A 15,858-nucleotide genomic window follows, 5' to 3' on the forward strand; every position below is an offset into this window, starting at 1 on the left:
GACTCGTGTGGCGCGCCCTCCGGCGCCGCGCTTCCGGCCGCGCACGCGCATGCAGCGCAGTGGGCCGCCTTTCTTCGAAAAGACATCGACATGGCAATGATCGTCAATCGCACCGCGCTGGCGCCGGCTTTGTGCGCCCTCGCGATGAGCGCACATGCGCAATCTTCAGTCACGCTCTACGGCACGGTGGACGCGGGCCTTATTTATTCGACCAACCAGCAGACCACGCACGCGGATGGCAGCACGAGCGGTCACGCAAACTGGCAACTGGGCGGCGGGAACCTCGTACCGTCGCGCTGGGGCCTCGCGGGAAGGGAGGACATCGGCGGCGGCACGAGCGTCAACTTCACGCTCGAAAACAGCTTCTTCTCGCAGAACGGCGCGCTGCTGCAGGGCGGCACGCTCTTCAACCGCAACGCCTGGGTGGGCGTGGCGAACAGCCACTACGGCACGCTCACGCTGGGCCGCCAGTACGATCCGTTCTCCGACGATCTGGGCGTCTATGTGTCGAGCAACAACTGGGCGACGCTATACGGCTCGCATTTCGGCGACGTGGACAACCTCAACGAAGCGTTCAACTTCAATAACTCGATCAAATACGTGAGCCCGAGTTTCGGCGGCCTCACGCTAGGCGGCCTGTTCAGTTTTGGCGGCGTAGCAGGGAACTTCTCACAGAACCGCGGCTGGTCGGTGGCGGCCAATTACGCCAATGGGCCGATTTCGCTTTCTGCCGGCTACCTCGAGTTGCGCAATCCGCTGCAGGCGGCGCTGGGCGGCGAGACCGGCTATATCGGCGATTTCAGTTGCAGCAATCCGGGTGCATCGTACTGCGAACTGCAAAATGCACAGCGCGTGAGCATTTTCGGCGCGGGTGGCTCGTACGCGTTCGACAAGGTCAGCGTGGCGCTCAGCTATACGCATACGCTTCTTTCGCAGAGTCTGTATTTCGCGGATGCCGCGCGGCCGCAGGGCGCGGACATCGCGTTCGACATTGCCGAGCTGAACACGTCGTGGCAATACTCGCCCGCGCTTCAATTCGGTTTCGCCTACATCTTCAACAACGCGCATCCGGACGGCGGTTCGTCCACACGGCTTCAGCAGATCAATCTGGGCGCGGTCTACAGCCTCTCCAAGCGCACCGCGGTTTATGCGGTGGCAATTGGCCAGAAGTCGTCGGGGGCGGGTCTTGGGATCGACGCCGCGCGCGGTGCGACGCAGAATCTGGCGCAGATTCCGAACCTCGTGAATTCGAACACCGACAAGCAGCTTGCCGTGATCGCGGGCATTCGCCACAACTTTTAGGCGAACGGCCGCGGCGCAGCATGATGCGCCGCGGCAACCCGCGGCGCGTACACGCTTCGCGCGACGCCCGCGCCGTTCGGCAGTAGAATGTTCGGGTCCGCTTTTCGTGTGAGCCCGCGCATGAAAGTTGCCTTGTTCGTCCCTTGCTTCATCGACGCGTTCTACCCCGAGGTGGCAATCGCCACACTGGAACTGCTGGAGCGTTTCGGCTGCGAGGTCGACTATCCGCTCGAGCAAACCTGCTGCGGCCAGCCCATGGCCAACAGCGGCGCGCAGGCCGAGGCAGCCGGCGCAGAGCGGGTGTTTGCGCGCGCTTTCGCGGGTTACGACTATATCGTCGGGCCTTCGGCGAGCTGCGTGAATCACGTGCGCGACCACTTCACCGCGATCGAGCAGACCGACGCCGTGCGCAAGGTGCGTGAGAGCACGTATGAACTTGTCGAGTTCCTGCATGACGTGCTGGGCGCGCGCGAATTCCCCTGGGCCGAATTTCCCTGGCGCGTGGGTTTGCACAATAGCTGCAGTGCGCTACGCCATCTGAAGCAAGCTTCGGTTTCGGAAATCGCGGGTCCGGCATTCTCGAAGCCACTCGCGCTGCTCGAACATGTGAAAGGCATCGAATTCGTGCAGCCGGCGCGCCCGGACGAATGCTGCGGTTTTGGCGGCACGTTCGCCGTGACCGAAGAAGCAGTGTCGGTGCGCATGGGGCAGGACAAGGTAGTCGATCACGTGAGCGCCGGCGCGCAATACATCGTGTCCGCCGACATGTCCTGCCTCATGCACCAGCAGGGCTGCGCCGAGCGCATGAGCGCGGACATCCGCTTCATCCATATTGCCCAGGTGCTCAACGGAGCGCGCGAATGAAGCGAGTCGAACATGCGAAGCTCGCCGGCACGTTTCTCTCGCGGCCGGAGCACGTAGCCTTCCACGACAAGCGTCTGTGGGACTTGCGTTCGAAGCGCGACGCGCAAGCGCACGCCATTCCCGAATGGGAAATGCTGCGCACGCTCGCTTCGCAAATCAAGGCGCACACGCTCTCGCATCTCGCCGATTACCTCGACCAGTTCACGCACACCGCGCAAGCCAATGGCGTGCAGGTCCATTTCGCGGATACGGCCGGGGAGCACAACGAAATCGTTTATCGCATCCTGAGCGAGCGCGGCATGACGGCGCTCGTGAAGAGCAAGTCGATGCTCACCGACGAGTGCGAGATGCGTGCGTACCTCGAATCGCGCGGCATTTCGGTGATGGAGACCGATCTTGGCGAGCGCATCCAGCAGCTCGACAAGCAGCCGCCCAGCCATATTGTCGTGCCCGCCGTGCACAAGCTGCGCGACGACGTGGCCGAAGTGTTCGGCCGCACCATCGGCACGGACCCGCACAACAACGACATTCACTATCTCGCGGAAAGCCAGCGCATGAATACGCGGCCGTGGTTCGTGCGAGAGAAAACGGCGGGCATGACGGGCTGCAATTTCGCAGTGGCCGAAACCGGCACGGTGGTCGTGTGCACGAACGAGGGCAACGCGGACCTGTCCGCCAACGTGCCGCCCCTGCACATCGTCTCGATGGGCATCGAGAAGCTGATTCCGCGCCTTTCCGATCTCGGCGTATTCGTGCGCATGCTCTCGCGCAGCGCGCTTGGCTCGCCGATCACGCAATACACCTCGCATTTCCGCGCGCCGCGGCCCGGTGCGGAAATGCATTTCGTGCTCGTCGACAACGGCCGGTCCGAGCGGCTCGCCATGCCCGAGTTCTGGTACTCGCTCAAATGCATTCGCTGCGGCGCGTGCATGAATACCTGTCCCGTGTACCGGCGCAGCGGCGGCCTCTCGTACGGCAGCACCTATGCGGGGCCGATCGGCGCGATCATCAATCCGACCTTCGACCTCAAACGCTTCAGCGCGTTGCCGTTCGCTTCCACGCTCAACGGCAGCTGCACGAACGTGTGCCCCGTGAAGATCAATATTCACGAGCAGATCTACCAGTGGCGGCAGGTCATCGCGGCACAGCACGAAGTGCCGTTCGTGAAGCAGGAGGTGCTGAAGATGGCGGGCCGGTTGCTCGGCAGTCCGACGCTTTATCGGGGCACGGTGAAATCGCTCGAGGGCGCGTTGCGGCGCTTGCCCAACTTCATGCTCTACAACCCGCTCAATATCTGGGGCAAGCAGCGCGATCTACCGCATGTGCCGCACACCACGTTTCATGCCTGGTACCGGAAAAACCGCAAGGGAGGCGGCGATGGCGGATCGTGAGGCGTTTCTCGCGCGCGTGCGCGCCGCGCAACCGGCGCACGAACCGTTGCCCGAGGTGCCGCTGTTTGAAGCGCCCTCGGGCGATCTGCGCGAGCGTTTTGGCGCCGCGCTCAAACTGATGGGCGGCAGCGAGACGCAGGTGCAAAGCGCCGCCGATGTGCGCGCGATGATCGTGCGCCGGTTTGGCAGCGAGGCGCGTATCGCATCGGCCACGCCGGAGATGCCGGGCACGCGCGAGATCAGCGCCGCCACGAAGCCGGCTTCGCTCGAAGACGTCGACGTGGGCGTGGTGCGCGCGCGCTTCGGCGTGGCGGAAACGGGATCGCTATGGCTGAGCGAGCGCGAGTACGTGGTGAACGCGCTCGGTTATATCGTGCAGCATCTCGTGGTGCTCCTCGATCCCGCACAGCTGGTGGCGGGGCTGCAGGACGCGTACCGGCGCGACGATTTTCGCAGCGCGCGCTACGCGGCGCTCGTCACCGGGCCGTCCGCGACGGCCGATATCGAAGGCGTGCTGATCCAGGGGGCACAGGGGGTGAGGTCGTTGACGGTGGTGTGGCTGCCGGCGCCGTGACGGTTGCACGCCATGGTCATCCACGCCCTTCTGCTGAGTGGCTTTCTGCTGGCGAGCATCGCGCTCGTGCAGGCCGTGAGCCTGCGCGGGTCGATTTCCGAATCGGTCTTGCTCGCCGCATGGGGTTTCACGCTGGGTGGCATCTATCTCGTGAGCGGCGAGGCCTGGCCCACGCTCGCCGCGAACTTCGTGATGCCCGCGCTTGCGCCGCGGCTGCCGCCCGAGGCTTACCTGTGGATCTTCCTGCCGCCGCTGTTATTCCAGGCGGCGCTCAGCGTGAACGTGCGAGAAATGCTCGGGGACGCGGCGCCCATTCTGTTGCTTGCCGTGGTGGCCGTGTTCGTGACGACCGGCGTGGTGGGCGGCGCGATCCGGCTCACGGGCCTCGGTCCGCTCGCCGACGGCCTCCTGCTCGGCGCGATGATCGCGACGACCGACCCTTCCGCCGTGCTCGCCGTGTTCCGCGAAGTGGGCGCGCCCGAGCGGCTCGTGCGCCTGGTGGAGGGCGAGAGTCTGCTCAACGACGCGGCGGCCATCGCCATTGCCGGCGTGCTGATCGCCGCGATCACGGGCGATGCCGCCCATGTCTCGGCAACGGCTGCGCTGCGCTCGCTCGGTATCGCGCTCGGCGGCGGTCTGCTCGTCGGGGCGCTGGCCGGGCGCGCGTTCGCGTGGCTCCTGCCGGCGCTGGGCGGCGAGGGCAAAGCCGAGATCTCGCTGAGTTTCGCGCTGCCGTATCCGCTCTATCTCCTCGCCGACCAGACCTTGCACGTCTCGGGCGTGGTGGCTGTGGTCGCGGCCGGGCTCGTCATCAGCGGGCTGGGGAGCACGCGCCTGTCGCCTGTGAACTGGAAGCATCTGCAGCTGATCTGGGAGCAGATCGCGGCCATGGCGGGCGCGGCGATCTTTCTGCTCGCGGCCATGCAGATTCCAGCCACATTGCGCCACGCGCAGTGGCTCGATCTCGTCGCGCTCGCCGTCTTGGTGGTGGCGGCGTTCGCGGCGCGGGTCGTCGTGGTGTTCGGCATGCTGCCGCTGCTGAGCCGGCTGCGGCTCACGGAGCCCGTGAGCGCGGCCTATAAGCTCGTGATTGCATGGGGTGGGTTGCGCGGCGCGGTCACGCTCGTGCTCGCGCTCGGCCTCGCGCAGGACACGGCGCTGCCCGATGCCACGCGCCGCTTCGTCGCGATTCTCGCGACGGGCTTCGTGCTCGTGAGCCTGATCGTGAACGGCACGTCGCTCAAGCTGCTGATCCGGCGGCTGCGCCTCGATCTGCTTTCGCCCCAGGAACAGGCGCTGCAGCAAAAGGCGGTGCAGCTTTCGTCGATCGGTGTATCCGAGCGCGTGCATATGGCGGCCCGCACCTTTCACATTCCCGATACGATCGCCGACGAGGCCTGCCATACGTTCCGGCGCAGCGTCGACATCAGCGCGACAGCATTCGATTTCGAAGCGGCGCTCTCCGACCGCGAGCGTCTCGTGATCGGCCTCGTCACCCTCGCGGCGAAGGAGCGCGACCTCATTCCTCAGTATGGCAGCGGCATCATTACGATCCGCAATCTCGACGCCATGATGCGCAACACCGACGCCATGATCGAAGAGGCGCGCGCGGGCGGGCGCCTCGGTTATCAGCGCGCGGCCGCCAAAATACTGGCGGATACGCTCGAGATGCGCGTCGCGCGATGGCTTTATCGCTGGCTGCGCGTGCGGCAGCCGTACGGCGACGCGCTCGCCGATCGCTTCGAACTCCTGATGTGTCGCCGGGTAGTGCTGCACCAGCTGATCGTTTTCAACGACCGTAGTCTGACGCCGCTGCTAGGCGAGCGTCTCGCGGCGCTGCTCAAGACGATACTCAAGGCGCGCATCGCGACAGCCGAGCATGGCCTCGCGGATGTGCGCCGTTGCTTCGGCCACGCTTCGAACGTGCTCGAGCGGCGCATGCTGCTGCTCTACGCGCTGCGTGAAGGACGCGAACGCGTGCAGGCCATGTACGAGGACCGTTCGATATCGAAGGAAATCTACGATTCGATCCGGCGCGAGCTGGACACCGCGTGGAAGCTCGCGGTACCGCGGGCGCATCCGGATCTCGTGCCGGGCGAGACCCACGCGAAGGCGATTCATACGCGCATCGACGCATTGAGTCCCGGCGGGGCCGAAGCCGACGCCGGCGCAAAGCGCGCGGCACCCGCAGCCCCCACGGCGGCCACAGCGTCCGTAGTGGCGCACACCGGCCCCGCCGCGCAGATGGACGCCGCCGAAGAAGAAGAGCGCAGGCCGTCGCCATGACCGAATTCGAGTCGGCGTTGCTCGTGTTCGCGCTGCTGCTCGGCGGCACGGGCCTCGGCGTGCTGTTGCGGCCATTATTGCCCGAGGAGCATCGCAAGCATGAAACCGTGCAACTCGTGCAGCTCGTGATCGGCATGCTGGTGACGTTTGCGGCGCTCGTGCTGAGCCTGCTCACCGCGTCCGCGAAATCGGGCTTCGATACGGCGACCAACGACATGCGCGCCTACGCCGCCGACCTGATCCAGCTCGATCAACGCCTGCGCGACTACGGCCCCGACGCGACCACGGCCCGCACCTTGCTGCGTGCCTATACGGCAAGCGCCATCGCCTCGACCTGGACGCAGGAAAAGCCGCCGCCGGGCAACTACTATCCTCATGATCCGGGCGTCGGCAACGACGAACTCGAAAGCCGGCCGCTCGGCGCGCTGCTCGACTCGGTGGGGCACGAAATCGCGACGCTCGCGCCGCGCGACGCTTACCATCAGGCGCTCGTCAGCCCGCTCTCGCAGATGTTCGACCGCGTGACCGATACGCGCTGGCGTCTGATCGAAGAGGCGCACGGGACGATTTCGCGGCCGTTTTTCACGATGCTCGCACTCTGGCTGATCCTGATCTTCCTGAGCTTCGGCCTCGTCGCGCCGCACAACGCGCTGGCTATCGTGCTGATCCTGCTTGGGGCGGTGTCGATTTCGTCGGCGGTCTATGTGATCGCCGATCTCGATACGCCGTTTACGGGGCAACTCGTACTGTCGAGCGATGCGATGCGCGACGCGCTGGCGCACATGAATGCGCCGGCCGAATAGCGACGCGAGCGCGCCATTGCGCTAGACTCGCGCGACGTGACGCGTACAGGTAAGGAGGTTCGCAATGGTGTTGCGCAAGACGCTCAATGCTTCGCGGCTGCAGGAGGAAGTGCACCGGCGCATCCACAAGCTACAGGAGGTCGTCGACGACGGCGTGAAGATCGGCGTGCCGCGCCCGCAGCGACAGGAGCCCGACCGCAGCGGCTGTAACTGGACGATGCCGCACTTTCATAACGTGGCCGGCTTCGAAGCTACCGTGGCGCGTGTGTTGGAGCAGGTGCGGGCCGAGTACAACCTCGCGCAGGCAAAGGATGAAGCCGTGGAGGACGATGCCGGCCAGGCGGCCGACGGGCGCAATCCGTTCGGAGGAGCGACGCGCGCCACTGCGGAGAATCCGTTTGGCGGACCGAAACCCGCGCAGGCCGCGAACCCGTTTGGAGGGGCGGGGCCGTCGGCCAGGCAGGATCCGTTCGGCGATAGCCCGCCCGCGAATGACGGAACGCCGCCTGCGAAGGGCAAGCGCCCCGCGAATCCGTTCGGCGATTGACCGACGCGCCGCGCGCCGCCCAATGCGAGCGGCGCGCGTGCCGAATTTCAGCTTTCTTGCGCAGCGGCCTTGCTGCGCGCGCGACGCGCACGCGACGGCGCTTTCTTTGCAGCGGGCCCGGCCGGCGCTGCTGCGGCGCTCGACGGTTCCTCGCCGGCGCTGGCGGGCGTTTCGGCTGCTCCCTTCGATGTTTTTTTGCGCGCGGGGCTCTTGCGTGCCGGTGTTTTGCGCGCTCGCGCGGGGGCGGGCGCGGCAGGCTCGACATCGGCAGCCGGCTCGGGCGCCGCAGGCGCCTCGTAGGCCTCTTGCGGCACGTGGGCGCTCTCGTTCGCGTCGAACGGCTCGGCAGAGAAGGGCGGCACGGCCTCGTGCCGATGCGCTGCGTGCACAAGTGCCTCGACCGGTTCGAACGGGATTTCGCCTTGTGTCTCGACCGGCTGCTCGACGGCGGCTTCCCGTCCATCCGCCGCGCCGCCTCCACGGCCGTTGCGGCGGCTCTTGCGTCTGCCGCGCGGCTCCTCGGCACGCGCTGCCGTGTTCTCGGGCGCTGACACGCTGGCGGCGGAAGCCGCGAGCGGGGGCGGGTTCAGCCGCGACACCCACGTACCCGACTTGTCGTCGCGGCCCACTTCGAGCAGGCCGCGCGACTGCGCTTCCTCGAGCAGATTGCCGAATGCCCGAAAGCCGTAGCGCGTTTCGTTGAAGTCGGGCCGGCGGCGCTTGATGGCGCTCTTGAGCACCGAAGCCCAGATCTTGCCGCTTTCGCCACGCTCCAGCACGAGCGCGTCGAGCGTTTCGATCGCGAAGGCAACGGCCTTCGACTTGCGCTCGTCGCCGTCCTGCTTCGGCTGGCGTTCCTCGCCGCCCTGGCGTTTCGCGCCGCCGCCGTCCTTGTTCTTGCCCTTGCCGTGCGCCTGCTGATCGCGTACGAGCTCGCGCACCAGATCGTCGTAGAAGATGAATTCGTCGCAATTGGCGACGAGCAGGTCGGAGGTGGAGTGCTTCACACCCACGCCGATCACCTTCTTGGCGTTTTCGCGCAGCTTCGAGACGAGCGGCGAAAAGTCGGAGTCGCCGCTCACGATCACGAACGTGTCCACGTGCGACTTCGTATAGCAGAGATCGAGCGCGTCCACGACGAGGCGGATATCGGCCGAATTCTTGCCCGACTGGCGCACGTGGGGAATTTCGATCAGCTCGAAGCTCGCTTCGTGCATCGCGGCCTTGAAGCCCTTGTAGCGCTCCCAGTCGCAATAGGCCTTCTTCACGACGATGCTGCCTTTGAGCAAGAGCCGCTCCAGCACGGGCTGGATATCGAAGCGGTCGATCTTCGCGTCGCGCACGCCGAGCGCGACGTTCTCGAAGTCGCAGAACACCGCCATGCTGACGTTTTCCTGTGGGGAAGCCATGTGATTGATTCGTTCCATCTACCGTTTGAATTCACATGATAGCCGGTTGCTCCGTGGCGGGCGGGGAATCGCGATTGCGGCGCCTCGCTTTGCGCGGCATTTGGTTGCGTGCGCAAAGCATGGTTCTTTTGAAGGTGCTTCGAAGCGAGGCGCCGCACGAGTGTGGTGCGCGCCGCACTCGTGCGCTCGAACGAAGCGGCGCGTGTGCAAGCGGGAGCGGAGCGTCAGTTCTTCTTGTTGCGCACGAATCGCAGGGCGAAGCGCACGAGCCGCGGCATGGTTTCGGGCCGCAGCAGACGCTTGTCGTAGCCCGAAAAGCGCCGGTCGTTTTCGGCGAGACACAGGCGCATGAGTTCCGGCACGCTGATGTCCACGTCCGTCACCTGTTGCGCGCCGTTCATCGTGAAGTTGTTGTCGTGCCTGTGTTCGTTGCCCTCGGCGTCCATGGCACGAGCGAGGCCAATGCGTTCCCACGCCAGAAAGGCCCAGACGCCGGCCACCTTCAGCTCGAAGCGCAGGCGCTGCCACGCGTTGAGCCGGGCGCGGTGCCAGGCCACCCAGTTCGCGAACAGCAGGATATGGCGGCATTCTTCCTGCATGACGGGCTCGAACGTGTCGATGAGTTCGGGCGGAAAGAGGCCCGAGCGATGCGCGAGCTCGAAGAGGCCGAATGCGAAGAAGCTGTCCACGCATTCGCTGTAGCCCGTCACGAGGTAGGCCCATTCGGTGTCCTTGGGGTACACGTAGGGTGGCTCGCTCGCGAGCTTGATGCCGTACGCCGCCACCATGCGCGATAGCACTTCCTTGTGGCGGTTCTCCTCCCACGCATTGAGTGCGAGCGCATCGCGCATCATGGCGTCGTCGAGCGAAGCGGCATAGGCGGCCATGCGCAGGCGCGCGCGGCCTTCCGTCTGCACGGCGATGTCCCAGATGGGCAGGGCGGTGATGCGCGCGAGCGCTGCGGGTTCGAGTTGCGGCCAGTCGAGTACCGAGGGCCGGTAGGGATTGAAGGTCTCGCGGAACATGCGGCACATTTCGTCGCGATGGACGTCGGTGCCGGGCGTGAGCGCACCGGTGGCGCGGCTTGTCCAGTGGCGCGCGTTGCGCTCGGCGGCGTCGAGCGTCTCGCGGTCGGGGCGCTCGACGGGCAATGCCGGCGCGTTGAAGCCAGGAACGAATTGCGACGCATCGAAGGCGTCGAGTATCAGATCGTCCATCTCGCTGTTCTGTCGCTGTTGGCGACACACGCGATGCGTTTACGGTCGCCGGGATGCACAAGAGAAGGCAGTCGTTGCAAGAGCTTACTTCGAACCGGCGCGGCGCGCGACGAGCGCGGCGCTCCATCGAGTCGTTAGCTATCGTTTAGACGTCGATGCTGCCGCTCGAGGCGTATCGCGGCTATCGCGTGCATCTCTTCGACGGGCCGCACGACATGTCGCCGGAACGCGTCGAGGGCCGGCTTCAGCAGCACAAGGCAAAGGGTGCCGAGCAGTAGCGGGTCATCTTGCAAACGCGGCACGTGTGTAACCCGCGCGGCGCTTGCGCGGACTTCAGCGCAATTGCGAGAAAGCGATCAACAGCACCATGCCGCCGATGGCGCCGTCGAGCACGCGCCACGCGCCCGCCCGCCGGAACAGCGGCGCGAGCGCGCGTGCGCCATAGCCGAGCGCGACGAACCATATCGCGCTCACGGACATCGCGCCGATCGCGAAGGCGAGGCGGCTGCCTTGCGGTTCTCTCGCGCCGGCCGTGCCGATCAGCAGGAAGGTGTCGAGATACACGTGCGGATTGAGCCAGGTGAACGCGAGCGTCATGAGGATGATCGGCCAGGCGCGCGGCTCGGGCGCGTCCGCCTGGGCATGGCTCTGAAGCACCGCGTGCGACGGGCGCACCGCCCGGCGCAGCGCGCCGACGCCGAACCATACGAGCCAGGCGAGCCCCACGTAGAGCACGAAGTGCACGAAGGCCGGATAGCGCTCGACGAGCGCCGAGGAGCCGCCCACCCCCGCGCCGATCAGCACGAAGTCGGACAGTGCGCAGAGCAGGACGATCTTGCCGACGTGCGAGCGCAGGATTCCCTGACGCAGCACGAACGCATTTTGTGCGCCGATCGTGACGATGAGCGAGGCGCAGAGCGCCGCGCCGTGAGTGAAAGCGAGCCAGTTCATGACGGTTGCGGACAAGGTAAGAGCCGCGGGCGGCGCAGGGTGCGGCGCCTGCGGTCATTGGACATCGACAGGGAATGGCGCTAGTCTGCCGCCAGGAGCTGCATAAGCAAAGCTCATTTTCATTAACTAGATTAAGGAACGCTAATGCTCGACTATGCCTTGCTCGATGCGCTCGCCGCCGTCGTGCGGCATGGTTCGTTCGATCGCGCCGCGGGCGCGCTCAACGTCACGCCCTCGGCGGTATCGCAGCGTGTGAAGCTGCTGGAGGAGCGTGTGGGCACGGTGCTCGTGAAGCGCGGCCAGCCGTGCGTCGCGACGGCTTCCGGCGCGCTGCTGTGCCGTCATACGGAGCGCGTGCAGTTGCTCGAGGCGGAACTGGGCGGGGCGATGCCGACCTTCACGAGCGCGCTGGGGGCGGCGCGGCCGACGCTGCGCGTGGCCGTCAACGACGACAGCGTGGGCACCTGGTTCATCGACGCCGTAGCGGCCTTCTGCGTCGAGCGCGGCATTCTGCTCGACCTCGTGATCGACGACCAGGATCACACCGCGCAACGCATGCGCGACGGCAGCGTGCAGGGCGCCGTCACGACGCAGGCCGAACCGGTGCAGGGCTGCCGCTCGACCCGCCTCGGGCGCATGCGTTACCTCGCCGTGTGCTCGCCTGCGTTCTTCGAGCGGCATTTCGCGCAAGGGGTGACGCGCGAGACGTTGCGCCACGCGCCGTGCATCGAATTCAATCCCAAGGATCAGCTGCAAAAGCGCTTCATTCGCCGTATCACGCGCGCGCAGATCGACGCGCCGTTGCACTGGATTCCCCATGTGGCCGGGTTTCTGCGCTGCTGCCTGAATGGTCTGGGTTGGGGCATGTGTCCGGAGCGCATGATCGCACCGCATCTCGCGCGCGGCGAACTCGTCGAGCTCACGCCCGGCCGCACGCTCGACGTCGAACTCTACTGGCAGAGCTGGCGGCTTTCCATTGGCTGGCTCGACGACTTCGGCGCCATGCTCAAGGCGCGCGCCGGAGCATTTCTCGATCAGGGCCGCGGCGCGTAAGACGCGCGTCTCGCGATATCTTCATTCGTTTGCCTTTATCCGCAGATTCAATGGTGGATTAGCGTGCTGACTTTCGGTGCGGACGACAGCGCTTGCAGGTTCACCGTTTTGGTGCTGTTGGTTTCCCGCGCGTTGCGCAATGTCGGCATTGACGCGCGGCAAAGTGTCTAAAGCCATATCCGGAATCCATTAATTCCTTTTCGAATAGTGGAATGTCTCGATATTTCATGTACGTAGAGGACGCAAGCTTCATGCGAGAATTTTCTGTCCAATAGACTGACGTTTAGTATGTGATATGTCTGAAGCCCCTTGTCGAATAGGTGCATTGCGTTTCATTGATCGGTCACGTCCCGTGTGTAAGAGTGGAACCGTCGCGGCGCCGTTAAAGACCGTGAGAGCGGCCATGGACGGGCGTTCCAGGCGTTATGCGCTCGTGGGACGCAGCGGGCGCTGTAACAATTCAGTTATGTGGAAAAGGCGCGCGACTCGTGACATCCCGCCTCGAACCGGTTATTTTTTCCGCAGTGAGATTGTTAAGTATCATCAAATCGGCAAAAAAGTTCACAGATGTAAAGAAACCAGCATTGGAGGCTTGCAGTCGGAACTGAAAGCTCCGCCATCCCGGTTTTTTGCATTTGGCATTATCGTGTGAAAATTGCGTTTTTCCTGTGGATTGCGAGTTGGACACGCTATAATCCGGACGTGGCAGAGTGCTTATTCGACCGGCATATTTGAATCGTTTCCACGTGCACGAGGTGCATTATGACGAAATTAGATACCGGCAGCGTTTGGCAACAAACCATTGACCTTCTGTCCGCGGCTTCCGAGCCGCTAAGCCTGGACAGTGAATTCGAAGGCGGCAGGAGCTGCAAACCGGTACCCATCACACGCGGCGCATCGGAGGCGGCCAACCGGCGGCGTGCCACTGTCCGGTCGTGGGATGCGCAGGGCATCACCTTGATCCGGCGGCATGATCCGGACAGCATCACCGTTTGCTGGAGCGACGCGACCTATGGCCGCTACTCCGACCAGTTGTGGCGCGTCTGCACGGCGCGCCGCAGCGCCGTTTGCGCGCTGACCGGCGAGAAGATCCGCCGCGGCGACGCGGTGTTCCGGCCGAGCCCCAATCGCCGTCATCGCCCGGCCAATGCCGACGCGATGATCCTCGCGAGCAAGCTCGACAACCTTCCCAACGCTGTCGTCGCGGCGCGTCTGGACGAAGCGCTGGCTGCCTGAGCGGCGTCCCTCCGGGCGCACCGGCCGCCCGCGCGGGTATGCCGCCGCGGCTCACGTGTCACGCGGCTGGCCATACCTCGTCGTTTCCATGTCATGACGCTGTAAAAGAACAACGGCGCCCCCAGGGGCGCCGTTGTTCTTTCGCGGCGACAAAGTCGCCACCGTTCGCGGGCGCCGGCGCAACCGGCTCCCGCTCCAGCGGCGTACCCCTCACACGGTGGCGTCGCGGGCGTTTTCCTCTTCGAGCGCGTCGCGCGTCTCGGGCATCGCCAGCCAGACCATCAGCACCGCGGCAGCGCCTGCGCTCGCGAGCGCGAGGAAGCTCACCGTGTTGCCCAGGTGATCGGCGATAAAGCCGGCAAGCGCCGTCGAAAGCGTCGCCCCGATCCCCGCCGAAAGTCCGAAGAGTCCGATACAGAGGTTGTAGCGGCCTTTGCCGCCCGCCACGTCGGCGGCGATGAGCGGCAGCATCACGCCGAACACAGCGGCCGAAAGACCGTCGAGCATCTGCACCGGCACGAGGAAGTACGGATTGCCGACGGCGGCGAACAGCAGCGCCCGCAGCGGCAGCGCGCAAAAGCCGAGAATCAGCACGGGGCGGCGCCCCCATGCCTGCGCGGTACGGCCGACCCAGGGCGACATCAGCGCGACGATGGCCTGAGGCACGATAATGCACGCCGCAATCACGAGCTGAACGTTGTCGCCCATGCCGGCCGTCACTTCGCCGGCGGCGAGGTTGAGCATCGCGGCGTTCGACAGGTGGAACAGCACCACGCAGGCCGCGAAAGTCAGCATGCGCCGGTCGCGCAGCAGGTCGAAGATCGTTTCGCGAGGTTCGCCTGCGGCTGCCGCGCCGGCCTTGCCGGGCCTGGCCGCGGGTTTGGCGTAAGCGGCGTTCTGGTCGTACTTGATCATCGCGAGCGCGACGAGCGCGGGCAACGCGAGCGCGGCCGTCAGCCAGAACACTGAGCGCGGCGAGAAGTACTCGCCGCACAAGCCCATCAGGCCGGCGGCCACCGCGCTGCCGATCGAGGCCCAGCGCGCGTTGCGGCCGAGCCGGTCGCCCAGATTCTGGCGGCCCACCAGCGCGAGCGCGAGCGCCGCCATGGCCGGCACGAGCATGCAGCTGGCGAAGCCGTGGAAGATCTCGGCGGCCATCACCGCCACGACGGTCGGGCTCGCGGCGAGCAGGACGGCCGAGATGATGATCGCGATGATCGCCCACGCGGCGGCCGCCTTCTTGTTGCGCAAGGCGTCCACAGCCGCGCCGCCCGGCACCTGGCTCACCATCGCGCTGATCGTGCCCACCGAAAGCGCCAGGCCGATCTCGCCCTGGGTCCACTTGTGCGACGCCAGATACGAGGCAATGAACGGCCCGAAGCCCGTCTGCACGTTCGCCACGAAGAAGTTGAGCCAGTCGAGCGCGCGCACGCTGCGCTGGTCTGGATTGGGTTGTTGCATGGTGCCGTCCGTCATTTGGCACCGTGGGCATTGGCCGCGGAGGCGACGGGTGAGGCAGCGGGCGCCGCTTGCGCAGCCGGGGCGGCCGCGGCCGGCGGCGGGGCGGCGGGCGTCACCGCGTGCACCGGCTGGTCGGGCGCGTAGGGCGGTGAGGCGTCCACCTGCTGATCGCTCATTTCGAGCTGCGCCTCGAGCGTATTGTTCTTCGTGACGAAATGCAGCGCCGACCAGTCGGCCGCGATCGTGTGGCGTTTCTCGAGCGTGCCGCTCACGTCGAGCACGACGGCCTGCGGGGCGGCACTGCCGTCGAGCAGCACGTCGACCACGCGGCCCACCTTGGCGCCGTTGGCGCGTTCCACGTCCGCGTCGAGCATGGGCAGGCGCGTCGCGCTCGCCTCGGGGTTGCCGGGCTGCGGGGCGCCGGGCTTGGGCCGGTCGGGGACCTGCAGCTGGTTCGCCGGCAGGGCGAGCGTGATGGCAGGCGTTTTCGGCTGGGTATTCACGCGCACGCCGCTCCACGGGAAGTTGGCCTTGCGATCGCCAACGCCCATGAAACCCTGCAGATTCACCACGACGTCGACGGGCTTGCCGCCAGGGCCCGTGACCATGTCGACGGCGCGGCCTACGACCTTGCCGTCGGTCTTTTGCACTTCGCTGTCGAGCAGCGTGCGGAAGGTGCCGCGTTCGAGCGTGCGCACCTGCACGAGGGGCGCCGGGGGCGGCGCCGGCGGGGCGCTTGCGGGGGCGGGCGGCGGCGGCGGCGG

General features: G+C 65.9%; 14 protein-coding genes and 1 pseudogene. 10 read left to right on the forward strand and 5 right to left on the reverse strand.

What is annotated here, in order from left to right:
* The first annotated feature begins 90 nt into the window (after positions 1-90).
* The 7 genes and pseudogenes from BHE01S_RS05590 to BHE01S_RS05620 form a co-directional block, all read left to right on the forward strand.
* The gene (locus tag BHE01S_RS05590) at positions 91-1,302 is read left to right on the forward strand and encodes a porin (protein ID WP_042261466.1); all 1,212 of its coding nucleotides are present in this window, start codon (positions 91-93) and stop codon (positions 1,300-1,302) included.
* 120 nt (positions 1,303-1,422) lie between these two features.
* Complete coding sequence (locus BHE01S_RS05595) at positions 1,423-2,166, forward strand: (Fe-S)-binding protein (protein ID WP_042261467.1); 744 nt, start codon at positions 1,423-1,425, stop codon at positions 2,164-2,166.
* A complete protein-coding gene (locus BHE01S_RS05600; RefSeq protein ID WP_042261469.1) occupies positions 2,163-3,557 on the forward strand; it encodes a lactate utilization protein B in 1,395 nt (464 codons plus the stop codon). Before BHE01S_RS05595 ends, BHE01S_RS05600 begins: the two co-directional genes overlap by 4 nt.
* Positions 3,544-4,131, forward strand: a complete 588-nt coding sequence (locus tag BHE01S_RS05605) for a LutC/YkgG family protein (protein ID WP_042261471.1) — start codon at positions 3,544-3,546, stop codon at positions 4,129-4,131. The genes BHE01S_RS05600 and BHE01S_RS05605 overlap by 14 nt, the downstream gene beginning before the upstream one ends.
* 12 nt (positions 4,132-4,143) lie before the next feature.
* Positions 4,144-6,417, forward strand: coding sequence for a cation:proton antiporter (locus tag BHE01S_RS05610; protein WP_063769074.1), 2,274 nt, complete (start codon positions 4,144-4,146; stop codon positions 6,415-6,417).
* A complete protein-coding gene (locus BHE01S_RS05615; protein ID WP_042261473.1) occupies positions 6,414-7,220 on the forward strand; it encodes a bestrophin-like domain in 807 nt (268 codons plus the stop codon). The genes BHE01S_RS05610 and BHE01S_RS05615 overlap by 4 nt, the downstream gene beginning before the upstream one ends.
* 67 nt (positions 7,221-7,287) lie before the next feature.
* Positions 7,288-7,521: pseudogene (locus BHE01S_RS05620) on the forward strand (hypothetical protein); the annotation flags it as partial.
* Positions 7,522-7,814: 293 nt separating this feature from the next.
* Here the strand turns inward: BHE01S_RS05620 and BHE01S_RS05625 are convergent.
* Together BHE01S_RS05625 and BHE01S_RS05630 are read right to left on the reverse strand one after the other, a co-directional pair.
* On the reverse strand, positions 7,815-9,176 hold the full coding sequence (locus BHE01S_RS05625; RefSeq protein WP_084068585.1) for an NYN domain-containing protein: 1,362 nt from the start codon (positions 9,174-9,176) through the stop codon (positions 7,815-7,817).
* A gap of 224 nt (positions 9,177-9,400) precedes the next feature.
* Positions 9,401-10,393: a hypothetical protein gene (locus BHE01S_RS05630; protein WP_042261477.1), complete on the reverse strand. Its 993-nt coding sequence runs from the start codon at positions 10,391-10,393 to the stop codon at positions 9,401-9,403.
* 155 nt (positions 10,394-10,548) lie between these two features.
* Between BHE01S_RS05630 and BHE01S_RS39495 the strand changes: the two genes are divergently transcribed.
* Positions 10,549-10,671: a hypothetical protein gene (locus BHE01S_RS39495; RefSeq protein ID WP_281177740.1), complete on the forward strand. Its 123-nt coding sequence runs from the start codon at positions 10,549-10,551 to the stop codon at positions 10,669-10,671.
* A gap of 55 nt (positions 10,672-10,726) precedes the next feature.
* On the opposite strand, the gene BHE01S_RS05635 is transcribed toward BHE01S_RS39495, so the two are convergent.
* Positions 10,727-11,344: a LysE/ArgO family amino acid transporter gene (locus BHE01S_RS05635; protein WP_042261478.1), complete on the reverse strand. Its 618-nt coding sequence runs from the start codon at positions 11,342-11,344 to the stop codon at positions 10,727-10,729.
* Positions 11,345-11,488: 144 nt separating this feature from the next.
* Between BHE01S_RS05635 and BHE01S_RS05640 the strand changes: the two genes are divergently transcribed.
* Complete coding sequence (locus BHE01S_RS05640) at positions 11,489-12,397, forward strand: LysR family transcriptional regulator ArgP (RefSeq protein WP_042261481.1); 909 nt, start codon at positions 11,489-11,491, stop codon at positions 12,395-12,397.
* Between the two features lie 762 nt (positions 12,398-13,159).
* Positions 13,160-13,633, forward strand: a complete 474-nt coding sequence (locus tag BHE01S_RS05645; RefSeq protein WP_051482004.1) for a DUF3331 domain-containing protein — start codon at positions 13,160-13,162, stop codon at positions 13,631-13,633.
* A 210-nt stretch (positions 13,634-13,843) separates the two neighbouring features.
* Here BHE01S_RS05645 and BHE01S_RS05650 read toward each other — a convergent pair whose 3' ends face one another.
* Together BHE01S_RS05650 and BHE01S_RS05655 are read right to left on the reverse strand one after the other, a co-directional pair.
* A complete protein-coding gene (locus BHE01S_RS05650) occupies positions 13,844-15,094 on the reverse strand; it encodes an MFS transporter (protein ID WP_110388648.1) in 1,251 nt (416 codons plus the stop codon).
* Positions 15,095-15,105: 11 nt separating this feature from the next.
* Positions 15,106-15,858: PRC-barrel domain-containing protein (locus BHE01S_RS05655; protein WP_042261523.1), on the reverse strand; the 753-nt coding region annotated here is incomplete at its 5' end.

This window comes from Paraburkholderia heleia NBRC 101817 (assembly GCF_000739775.1).
GTDB lineage: Bacteria > Pseudomonadota > Gammaproteobacteria > Burkholderiales > Burkholderiaceae > Paraburkholderia > Paraburkholderia heleia.